Genomic DNA, 11,195 nt, shown 5'->3' on the forward strand with positions numbered 1-11,195 from the left:
GGCGAACGTAAGAGGAGTGGTCTAGTCAGGTCAATGCGTGTGCGGTGGACAACTCGTGTTCATCGGCCCCGCTCGCTCTCCCGCACCCACCGGTACACCAACTCCGGCCGCCCCACCTGCCCGTAGAGCGGGCGTCGCCCCGCCCGTCCCGCGTCCACCAGGTGCTCCAGGTAACGCCGGGCGGTGATCCGCGAGATGCCGACGGTCTCGGCCACGCCGGCCGCCGTGAGACCCTCGTCCGACCCGCGCAGCGCGCCCGTCACCCGCTCCAGCGTGGGCCCGCTCAGCCCCTTCGGCAGCGCGGCCGGGCCGGGCGCCCGCAGCGTGGCCAGCGCCCGGTCCACCTCGTCCTGGCCGCTCGCCTCCCCGGCGGCGCCCCGGAACTCGGCGTACCGCACCAGCCGGTCGCGCAGGGTGGCGAAGGTGAAGGGCTTCAGCACGTACTGCACGACGCCCAGCGACACGCCCTCGCGCACCACCGTCAGGTCCCGCGCCGACGTCACCGCTATCACGTCGGTGTGGTGCCCGGCCGCCCGCAGCGAACGGGCCAGCTGCAGCCCGTGCACGTCCGGCAGGTGCAGGTCGAGCAGGAGCAGGTCCACCGGCGCACGGTCCAGCGTGCGCCGGGCCTCGGCGCCGGTGTGCGCCTTGCCGACGGCCGTGAACCCCGGCACCCGGCCGACGTACATCACGTGCGCGTCGGCGGCGACCGGGTCGTCCTCGACGACCAGGACCCGGATGGGCTGCTCGGCGCCGCTCATATGGCGCCCCCGGATTCCGGTCTGCCCGCCAGGACGCCCGGCGCCGGTGCGCGGCCCCCCGGGTCGTCCAGCGGCAGCCGCGCCTCGAAACGGGCGCCGCCGCCGTCCGCCTCCGTCACCGTCAGGGTGCCGCCGTGCCGCTGCACCGCCTGGCTGACCAGCGCCAGCCCCAGGCCCCGACCGCCCTCGCCGGCCGGCTTGGTCGAGAAGCCGCGCTGGAAGACCAGGTCGGCATGGGCGGGGGCGACGCCGGCGCCGGTGTCCGACACGCGCAGCACCAGCTCGGAGCCGCCGACCGCCGATTCCGCGCCGGAGACGTCCTCGCCCCCGGCCGTCTCGGTGTACGCCGCCACCGTCACCCGCGAGGGCACCCGGCCCTGGGCCGCGTCCACCGCGTTGTCGACCAGATTGCCCAGGATCGTCACCAGGTCCCGGGCGGGCAGGGACGGCGGCAGCAGCCCGTCGTCCAGTCGGCTGTCCTGCGACACCACCAGCTCCACTCCCCGCTCGTTGGCCTGCGCCGTCTTGCCCAGCAGCAGCGCGGCCAGCACGGGCTCGCTCACCGCCGCCACCACCTGGTCGGTCAGCGCCTGCGCCAGTTCCAGTTCGGCCGTCGCGAAGTCCACGGCCTCCTCCGCGCGCCCCAGCTCGATCAGCGAGACGACCGTGTGCAGCCGGTTGGCCGCCTCGTGCGCCTGCGAGCGCAGCGCCTGCGTGAAACCGCGCTCCGAGTTCAGCTCGCCCATCAGCGACTGCAGCTCGGTCACGTCCCGCAGCGTCACCACCGTGCCCCGGCGCTCGCCGCCGGAGACCGGCGAGGTGTTCACCACCAGCACCCGCCGGTCGGTCAGATGCACCTCGTCCACCCGTGGCTCCGACGCCAGCAGCGCCCCGGTCAGCTGCGCCGGCAGCCCGAGGTCCGCGACCGAGGCGCCCACCACGTCACCGGTCACGTCGAGCAGCTCCCGTCCGCCGTCGTTGATCAACGCGACACGGTACTGCCCGTCCAGCATCAGCAGACCCTCGCGCACCGCGTGCAGCGCCGCCTGATGGTAGTCGTGCATCCGGCTCAGCTCGCCCGCGTTCATCCCGTGCGTGTGCCGGCGCAGCCGCGCGTTGATCACGTACGTGCCGACCGCGCCGAGCAGCAGCGCCCCGGCCGCCACTCCGAGCAGGGCCGTCAGCTGCTCCTGCGCCCGCTTGCTGATCTCCTCGACCTTGATCCCGGCGCTGACCAGCCCGACCACCCGATCGCCGTCCCGCACCGGAGTCACCGCCCGCACCGACGGCCCGAGCGTGCCCGTGTAGGTCTCGGTGAAGGTCTGGCCCCGCTGCGCGCGCTCGATGTGCCCGCGGAAGGGGCGGCCGATCTGCTCCGGGTCCGGGTGGGTCCAGCGAATGCCCTCCGGGTTCATGATCGTCACGAAGTCGACGTCGGTGTCCCGCATGACCCGCACCGCGTACGGCTGGAGCCGCGCCGTCGGGTCGGGGGTGCCGATGGCCTCCAGCACGGACGGCGAGTCGGCGATCGCCAGCGACACCGCCCTGGCCTGCCGCCCGGCCGCGTCCTGCGCCTGCCCCCGGTCGCTGATGTAGGTGAACAGCGCGTATCCGGCCACGACGACGGCTATCAGCACGGCCTGCATGGCGAAGAGCTGACCGGCCAGGCTACGGGGTCTCGGGACGCGGAGGTGCATGCCGCAAGTCTCTCTCCTGGCTGGATTGTGAACTAAATGAACGCAAGGGTGACCGTGCTCACAACACGGGAGATAGTCGCCGCATCCCCGAAACAGACTCCCCGGACGTGAGCCGCACGCCGGTGATGCCGACGACGTCGTCAAGGAGGGCCGCCGTGACCAGCAACGCCGCTACGGCACCTGCCGCACCCAAAGCCAAGCGCGATCGCACGCACTACCTCTACATCGCGGTGATCATCGCGGTCGCCCTCGGTATCGCCGTCGGTCTGATCGCCCCCGACTTCGCGACCGAGCTGAAGCCGCTCGGCACCGGCTTCGTGAACCTGATCAAGATGATGATCTCGCCGATCATCTTCTGCACGATCGTGCTGGGCATCGGTTCCGTGCGCAAGGCCGCCAAGGTCGGTGCGGTCGGCGGTATCGCGCTGGTCTACTTCCTGGTGATGTCGCTGGTGGCCCTCGCCATCGGCCTGCTCGTCGGCAACATCCTGGACCCGGGCACGGGCCTCGCGGTCACCGACGCCGTCAAGGAGACCGGCCAGGCGCAGGTCGACGCGGAGGCCAAGGGCACCGTCGACTTCCTGATGGGCATCATCCCGACCACCATCGTGTCGGCGTTCACCTCGGGCGAGGTCCTCCAGACGCTGCTGATCGCCCTGCTGTGCGGCTTCGCCCTCCAGGCCATGGGCAACGCCGGTCAGCCGGTCCTGCGCGGCATCGAGCACATCCAGCGGCTGGTCTTCCGCGTCCTGGCGATGATCATGTGGGCCGCCCCGGTCGGCGCCTTCGGTGCCATCGCCGCCGTCACCGGCTCGGCCGGCGTCGACGCCCTCAAGAGCCTGGCCGTCCTGATGCTCGGCTTCTACGTGACCTGTGTGCTCTTCCTCTTCCTGGTGCTCGGCACGCTGCTGCGCGTCGTCGCCGGCGTCAACGTCTTCTCGCTCTTCAAGTACCTGGGCCGCGAGTTCCTGCTGATCCTGTCCACCTCCTCCTCGGAGTCGGCGCTGCCGCGCCTCATCGCGAAGATGGAGCACCTGGGCGTCAGCAAGCCGGTGGTCGGCATCACCGTCCCGACCGGCTACTCCTTCAACCTCGACGGCACCATGATCTACATGACCATGGCCTCGCTGTTCATCGCCGACGCCATGGGCACGCCGATGTCGATCGGCGAGCAGATCCCGCTGCTGCTCTTCCTGCTGGTCGCCTCGAAGGGCGCGGCCGGTGTCTCCGGCGCCGGCCTGGCCACGCTGGCCGGCGGTCTCTCCTCGCACAAGCCGGCCCTGGTGGACGGCATCGGCCTGATCGTCGGCATCGACCGCTTCATGAGCGAGGCCCGCGCGCTGACCAACTTCGGCGGCAACGCCGTGGCCACCGTCCTGATCGGCACCTGGACCAAGGAGATCGACAAGGACCGCGTGAACGAGGTGCTGGCCGGCCGGGCCCCGTTCGACGAGAAGACCCTGCTGGACGACCACCACGGCGCCGACGACGACGCGCCGGAGCTGCCCGAGCAGGGCGGCGAGAAGGAGCTGGCGCGGGCCTGACCGCGCCGCCGGTCCCGGGCGGCTGAGGTGCTCCCCCCGTTGCTCAGCCGCCCGGCCCCCCGAAGCCCCGCGCCCCCCGGCGCGGGGCTTCTTGCCTTGACGCCCGCGTCAAGGCTTACGTTCGTCCGCATGCGAATCGGCGAGCTGGCCGCACGGGCCGGGACCACGACGCGGACGCTGCGGTACTACGAGTCGAGGGGCCTGCTGACCGCGCGGCGCACCGGCAACGGTTACCGGACCTACGACGAGGACGACCTGAAGCTGCTGCGGCAGATCAGGACGCTCCAGGACTTCGGGTTCGACCTGGAGGAGACCCGCCCCTTCGTGGAGTGCCTGCGCGCCGGGCACCCCGAGGGCGACTCCTGCCCGGCGTCCCTCGTGGTCTACCGCCGCAAGCTGGCGGAGCTGGACGCGCTGATCGAGCAGCTCACGTCGGTGCGGGCGCAGGTGGGTGCGCAGCTGGCGCGGGCCGAGGCGGCGGTTCCGGGGGGTCCGGAGCCCAAGTGCGAACTGGGAGGACACGGATGAGGACCAGTGGGGTGCCCGAGGTGACGGACGCGGACTTCGCGGCGGAGGTGATCGGGTCGGACCTGCCCGTGCTGGTGGAGTTCACCGCGGACTGGTGCCCGCCGTGCCGGCAGATGGCGCCGGTGCTCGGCGCCGTGGCCGCGGAGGAGGCCGGCCGGCTGAGGGTGGTGCAGCTGAACGTCGACCGGAACCCGGCGACCACGAACGCGTACAAGGTGCTGTCGATGCCGACGTTCATGGTCTTCCGCGACGGCGAGCCGGTGAAGTCGATGGTGGGTTCCCGGCCCAAGAGGCGGCTGCTGGAGGAACTGGCCGACGTCGTCTGACCTGCCCTTGACCGGCCTCGTATACGGAAAATCCCCCGAGCAATTGCGCTCGGGGGATTGTATTGCGTATATTCGATGATTCGTGACTTCAAGACAATGAGGTCGCGAAGAAGTTCAGTAGGCACAGTATATGCGGCCGGGAGTGGAATTGTCAAACACCGAATTTCCGGACGATGAATTGCGGCACGAGCAGGAATTCATCGACGGGCTGTACGCGCGTGTGGACGCGCTGCGCGGCGACGCGGAGGTCTCGGTCACCGAGGCGCTCGCGCAGGGCAACACCCCCCAGCAGGCCCGGCTGGAGCGGGACATCCTGGTCGCCGAGCGCTCCGGGCTGCTCGCCGCGCTCAACGCGGTGGACGGCTCCCTCTGCTTCGGCCGGATCGACCTCACCTCCGGGGTCGGCCACCACATCGGCCGCATCGGCCTGCGCGCCGACGACGCCGAACGCACCCCGGTCCTCATCGACTGGCGGGCCGACGTCGCCCGCCCCTTCTACCTGGCCACCGGCCACACCCCGATGGGCCTGCGCCGCCGCCGGCACATCGCGAGCGAGGGCCGCACGGTCACCGCCCTGCACGACGAGATCCTCGACCTCGGCGACGAGACGCGCACCGGCCACGAGGACCCGTCCGGCGACGCCGTGCTGCTGGCCGCGCTGAACTCGGCGCGCACCGGCCGCATGGGCGACATCGTGCAGACCATCCAGGCCGACCAGGACCGCATCATCCGCGCCCCGCACCGCGGCGTCCTGGTCGTCGAGGGCGGCCCCGGCACCGGCAAGACCGCCGTCGCCCTGCACCGCGCCGCCTACCTCCTCTACGAGCACCGCGAACTGCTCGCCAAGCGCGCCGTCCTCATCGTCGGCCCCAACCCCGCCTTCCTCGGCTACATCGGCGAGGTGCTGCCCTCCCTGGGCGAGACCGGCGTGCTGCTCGCCACGGTCGGCGAGCTGTTCCCCGGCGTGAAGGCCACCGCTTCGGACACCCCCGAGGCGGCGGCGGTCAAGGGCCGCGCCGACATGGCCGGCGTACTCGCCGAGGTGGTCCGCGACCGGCAGGCGCTGCCCGACCCGGTCATCGCGATCGAGCACGACCGCGAGGTCCTGATGCTGGACGACGGCCTCGTCGGCGTCGCCCGCGAGCGCACCCGCGCCGCGAAGCTGCCGCACAACGTCGCCCGCGAACACTTCGAGGGCCACATCCTCAACGCCCTCACCGACATGGTCGCCGAACGCATCGGCACCGACCCCTACGACGGCTCCAACCTCCTCGACCCGAGCGACATCACCCAGATCCGCGACGAACTCGCCGAGAACCCCGAGGTCTGGTCGGCCATCGACCAGCTCTGGCCCCGCCTCACCCCGCAGCGGCTCGTCGCCGACTTCCTCGCCGCCCCGGAGGCCTTCCTGAGCGCCGAGGACGCCGCCGCCGTCCGCCGCCCGGTCACCCGGCGCTGGACCGTCGCCGACGTGCCCCTGCTGGACGAGGCGGCCGAACTGCTCGGCGTGGACGACCGGATCGCCCGCACCCGCGCCGAACGCGAGCGGGAGGCGCAGATCGCCTACGCCCAGGGCGTGCTGGACGTGTCGTACGCGTCCCGGACCTACGAGTTCGAGGACAAGGACGAGGAGGACGCCGAGGTCCTGCTCGCCCACGACATCATCGACGCCGAGCGGTTCGCCGAACGCCAGGAGGAGGACGACCACCGCAGCGCCGCCGAACGCGCCGCGGCCGACCGCACCTGGGCCTTCGGGCACATCATCGTGGACGAGGCGCAGGAACTCTCCCCGATGGCCTGGCGGCTGCTGATGCGGCGCTGCCCGACCCGCTCGATGACCCTGGTCGGCGACCCCGCGCAGACCGCGGAGGCGGCCGGCGTCGGCTCCTGGTCGAAGATCCTCGCCCCCTACGTCGAGGACCGCTGGGAGCACACGCGCCTGGGCGTCAACTACCGCACCCCGGCCGAGATCATGGACGTCGCGGCGGCGGTGGTCCGGGCCGAGGACCCGTCCTTCGCACCGCCGAGTTCGGTCCGCTCCACCGGCGTACGCCCCTGGATCCGGGCCACCGACGACCTCCCGGCGGCGGTGGCCGAGGCGGTCGGCGAGCTGACTCCCGAGGAGGGCCGTCTCGCCGTCATCGCCCCGCGCGAGCTGCACGCCGCGCTCGCCGCCCGGCTGGACGGCGTCACGGCGGGCGCCGAGCCCGACCTGACCCACCGCGTGGTCCTCCTCGACCCGCGCCAGTCCAAGGGCCTGGAGTTCGACTCCGTCCTGGTCGTCGAGCCCGGCCGCTACGGCACCAGCGACCTGTACGTGGCCCTGACCCGGGCCACCCAGCGACTCGGCGTCCTGCACACCGAGCCGCTGCCGAAGGGGCTCGTGGACGCCTAGGCCGGACGCAGCCACACCGTCGCGAGGGGAGGCAGGGTCAGCCGGATGCTCGCCGGCCGGCCGTGCCACCCCAGGGCCTCCGGCTTGACGGGGTCCGGGTTGGTCACGCCGCCACCGCCGTAGCGCGCGGCGTCCGTGTTCAGCGCCTCGTGCCAGGCGGGCACGTCGTCCGGGACGCCGAGGCGGTAGTCGTGCCGCACGACCGGGGCGAAGTTCGACACCGCGAGCAGCGGGGCGCCGTCGGCGTCCAGCCGCAGGAACGCGAGGACGTTGTCCTCGGCCGCGTCGCCGACCACCCACGCGAAACCGGAGGGGTGGGTGTCGCACCGCCACAGGGCGGGCGTGGCCCGGTACGCGGCGTTGAGGTCGCGGACCAGGTCCCGCACACCCAGGTGGTCCGCCGCCGCCCCGTACTCCGGGTCCAGCAGCCACCAGTCGGGACCGTGCGCCTCGGACCACTCGGCGCCCTGGGCGAACTCCTGCCCCATGAAGAGGAGCTGCTTGCCGGGGTGGGCCCACATGAAGCCCAGATACGCCCGCAGGTTCGCCCGCTGCTGCCACCAGTCGCCCGGCATCTTCGAGACCAGCGACCGCTTCCCGTGCACCACCTCGTCGTGCGATATCGGCAGCACGTAGTTCTCGCTGTACGCGTACACCATGGAGAAGGTCATCTCCCCGTGGTGGTACTTGCGGTGCACCGGCTCGTGGCTCATGTACTGGAGCGAGTCGTGCATCCAGCCCATGTTCCACTTCAGCCCGAACCCGAGCCCGCCGAAGCCGCTCGGCCCCTTGTGGTGGGTGGCCCGGGTGACCCCGTCCCAGGCCGTCGACTCCTCCGCGACCGTCACGACGCCCGGCACCCGCCGGTACACCGTCGCGTTCATCTCCTGGAGGAAGGCCACCGCGTCCAGGTTCTCCCGGCCGCCGTGCTCGTTGGGCGTCCACTGGCCCGGCTCGCGCGAGTAGTCCAGGTAGAGCATCGAGGCGACCGCGTCGACCCGCAGCCCGTCGATGTGGAACTCCTCGCACCAGTACACCGCGTTGGCGACCAGGAAGTTGCGCACCTCCCGGCGCCCGAAGTCGAACTCCAGCGTGCCCCAGTCCGGGTGCGCGGCCCGCAGCGGGTCGGAGTGCTCGTACAGCGGACGCCCGTCGAACTCGGCCAGCGCCCAGTCGTCACGTGGGAAGTGCGCCGGCACCCAGTCCATCAGGACGCCGATGCCCGCCTGGTGGAGCCGGTCGACCAGGTACTTGAAGTCGTCCGGGTCGCCGAGGCGGGCCGTGGGCGCGTAGAAGCCGGTGACCTGGTAGCCCCAGGAACCGCCGAAGGGGTGCTCGGCGACCGGCATCAGCTCGACGTGCGTGAAGCCCAGGTCGCCGACGTACGCGGGGAGCTGCTCGGCCAGTTCCCGGTACGTCAGTCCCGGCCGCCAGGACGGCAGGTGGACCTCGTACACCGACATCGGCGCCTCGTGCGCGGGCGCTTCCGCGCGGCGGGCCAGCCACTGGGCGTCGCCCCACGTGTAGTCCGAGGCGTGCACGACCGAGGAGGTGGCCGGGGGGACCTCGGTGCGGCGGGCCAGCGGGTCGGCGCGGAAGGTGCGCGAGCCGTCCGGCCGGGTGATCTCGAACTTGTACAGCTCGCCCGCGCCGATCCCCGGCAGGAACAGCTCCCACACGCCGGTGGCACCGAGCGAGCGCATCGGGTGGCCGGTGCCGTCCCAGAAGTTGAAGCCGCCGGCCACCCGCACCCCGCGCGCGTTCGGCGCCCACACGGTGAAGCGGGTGCCCGCGACGCCCTCGTGGACCGTCGGGTGCGCTCCCAGCGCCTGCCACAGCTGCTCGTGCCGGCCCTCGCCGATCAGGTGCAGGTCCAGGTCGCCCAGCGTGGGCAGGAAGCGGTACGGGTCCTCCGCCTCCTGGACCGTCTCCTCGTACGTCACCAGCAGCCGGTAGGCCGGGACCTCGCCCAGCGGCAGCAAGCCCGAGAAGAAGCCGTCCCCGTCGTCGCGCAGCTCGGTCCGCAGCTCCCCGGTGAGCACGCTCACCGCCAGGGCGTACGGCCTGAAGACGCGGAAGGCCACCCCGCCGGGCACCGGGTGGGCGCCCAGCACCGTGTGCGGGTCGTGATGCGTGCCGGCCAGCAGCCGCTCCCGGTCGGCGGCGTCCAGGGCGGGGGAGGCGGGGGTCTCGACGGGACGGACGGCGGCGGGTACGGCCTTCTTGCCGGACGCCTTCCTGCCGGGCGCCCTACTGCCGGATGCCTTCTCGGCGACGGATTTCTTGGCGACGGACTTCTTGCCGACGGTCTTCTCGGCTGCGGCCTTCTTCGCCACAGCCTTCTTCGCCACCGCCTTCTTCGCGACGGTCTTCTTCGCCGCGGCCTTCTTCGCGGTCGCCTTCTTGCCGGTCGTCGTCGTCTCCTTCGCGGCCGCCTTCTTGGTGGCCGTCTCCTCCGGGTCGGGACCGCTGGACGAGGGGCGGGGGGTCACGGGCAGGGCCTCCTGGGCGTTCCTGGGCGCGGTGGGATCAAGGGGGGGGCGTCATGCCGGTTCGGGCGCGGACAGGCGGCGCACCGCGGACAGGGGCACCGCCAGCCAGTCGGGGCGGTGCCGGGCCTCGTACAGGACCTCGTAGACCGCCTTGTCCGTCTCGCAGGCGCGGAGTATCACCGGGTCGGTGCGCGGGTCGTGGCCGCCGGCCTCCGCGTACCCGGTGCAGTACGCGGCCCGGCAGGACTCGGCCCAGCCGGACGCCGGGGCACCGGCCGAGTGCGCGGCGTAGTCGAAGGAGCGCAGCATCCCGGCGACGTCCCGCACCGGCGGCTGCGGCATCCGGCGCTCGGCCAGGGGCTTGGCGGGCTCACCCTCGAAGTCGATCAGCGACCACTGCCCGGACGGCGAGCGCAGGCACTGACCGAGGTGCAGGTCGCCGTGGACGCGCTGGGCGGTCCAGGTACGGCCCTCGGCGGCCAGGTCGCCCAGCGCGGTGAACGCCGTGCGCAGCGCGGGCGCGTACGGCCGCAGCACGGGCACCGCCCGCGCCGCCTCCTCCAGCCGGCCGATCATGCCGTCGGCGAGCTGCCGGATCCGGCCGTGGCCGAGGGTGACGGTCGGCAGCGTGCGGGCCAGCGCGGTGTGCACCTCGGCGGTGGCCCGCCCCAGCGCCCGCGCCTCGGCGACGAAGTCCTCGCCCTTGGCCAGCTCCCGCAGGGCCAGCTCCCAACCGTCGGTCGCGCCCTGCACGTAGGGCTGCAGCACGCCCAGCACCCAGGTCCGGTCGGCCAGGTCGGCGACCATCCACCCGGCCGGCGCGGGTACCCGGGCGCACCCCTCGCGGGCCAGCGCCAGGGGCAGCTCCAAGTCGGGGTTGACGCCCGGCACGATCCGGCGCAACAGCTTCAGAATGAACGTATCTCCGTACACGATCGAGGAGTTCGACTGCTCCGCGGTCATCAGCCGGGGCACCAGCCCCGTGCGTATCTCCTGCTCCCCTTCCCGTTCGAAGCGCAGCCCGCCGATGCGGGCCCTGGTGCGCAGCGCCTCCAGGAGCACCTCGGCGGGCCGGGTGTCGTACAGGGCGTCGTAGGCGGTGCGGCCGGCCAGCGGGCCCTGGGTCACGTGTCCGATCAGCGCGGGCGCCAGCCGGGGCGGCAGCGCCTCGCGCGTGCCTATGAGGAGCTGGTAGCAGTCACTGGGCCCCTCGGGCGCGGCGGTGCCCGCGGCGGGCTGCTGGTGGGCGCGGACCAGCAGGTGGTGGAGGCCGAGGCGGGCCTCGGAGGGGAGCAGGTCGGTGGCCGCGACCAGGGAGAACCCGGTGACCGGACGCCCCTTGCCGGCGAACCAGCGCTGCCGGGGCAGCCAGTCCCGCAGGAGTGGATCCAGTGACGCAAGGAGGCCCGGTGGGCTCGTGCTCGTGACGGTGCTCGTGACGGCTTCCGACAT

General features: G+C 72.6%; 8 protein-coding genes. 4 read left to right on the top strand and 4 right to left on the bottom strand.

The genetic code is table 11. From position 1 onward, the window contains the following. Window positions 1-59: 59 nt before the first annotated feature. Complete coding sequence (locus ACLIN4_RS24650) at window positions 60-761, bottom strand: response regulator (RefSeq protein WP_411576233.1); 702 nt, start codon at window positions 759-761, stop codon at window positions 60-62. Next, entirely contained in the window at window positions 758-2,458 is a 1,701-nt protein-coding gene (locus tag ACLIN4_RS24655; protein WP_411576234.1) for an ATP-binding protein, read from the bottom strand. The genes ACLIN4_RS24650 and ACLIN4_RS24655 overlap by 4 nt, the downstream gene beginning before the upstream one ends. Window positions 2,459-2,613: 155 nt before the next feature. Here ACLIN4_RS24655 and ACLIN4_RS24660 point away from each other — a divergent pair, with 155 nt between their 5' ends. The 4 genes from ACLIN4_RS24660 (at window position 2,614) to ACLIN4_RS24675 (ending at window position 7,251) form a co-directional block, all read left to right on the top strand. Next, window positions 2,614-4,002 (top strand): cation:dicarboxylate symporter family transporter, encoded by a 1,389-nt coding sequence (locus tag ACLIN4_RS24660; protein ID WP_411576235.1) that lies wholly within the window; start codon window positions 2,614-2,616, stop codon window positions 4,000-4,002. Between the two features lie 129 nt (window positions 4,003-4,131). Beyond that, on the top strand, window positions 4,132-4,530 hold the full coding sequence (locus ACLIN4_RS24665; RefSeq protein WP_100047813.1) for a MerR family transcriptional regulator: 399 nt from the start codon (window positions 4,132-4,134) through the stop codon (window positions 4,528-4,530). Window positions 4,531-4,541: 11 nt separating this feature from the next. Next, complete coding sequence (locus ACLIN4_RS24670) at window positions 4,542-4,856, top strand: thioredoxin family protein (protein WP_398012383.1); 315 nt, start codon at window positions 4,542-4,544, stop codon at window positions 4,854-4,856. Window positions 4,857-4,986: 130 nt separating this feature from the next. Continuing rightward, window positions 4,987-7,251, top strand: coding sequence for a HelD family protein (locus ACLIN4_RS24675; protein ID WP_411576236.1), 2,265 nt, complete (start codon window positions 4,987-4,989; stop codon window positions 7,249-7,251). On the opposite strand, the gene glgB is transcribed toward ACLIN4_RS24675, so the two are convergent. Then, on the bottom strand, window positions 7,248-9,743 hold the full coding sequence (glgB, locus tag ACLIN4_RS24680; RefSeq protein ID WP_411576237.1) for a 1,4-alpha-glucan branching enzyme: 2,496 nt from the start codon (window positions 9,741-9,743) through the stop codon (window positions 7,248-7,250). The two genes, ACLIN4_RS24675 and glgB, sit on opposite strands and share 4 nt — an antisense overlap. Window positions 9,744-9,794: 51 nt before the next feature. Beyond that, window positions 9,795-11,195 (bottom strand): maltokinase N-terminal cap-like domain-containing protein, encoded by a 1,401-nt coding sequence (locus ACLIN4_RS24685; protein WP_411576238.1) that lies wholly within the window; start codon window positions 11,193-11,195, stop codon window positions 9,795-9,797.

Source organism: Streptomyces mutabilis (genome assembly GCF_046628145.1).
In the GTDB taxonomy this organism is placed as follows: domain Bacteria; phylum Actinomycetota; class Actinomycetes; order Streptomycetales; family Streptomycetaceae; genus Streptomyces; species Streptomyces mutabilis.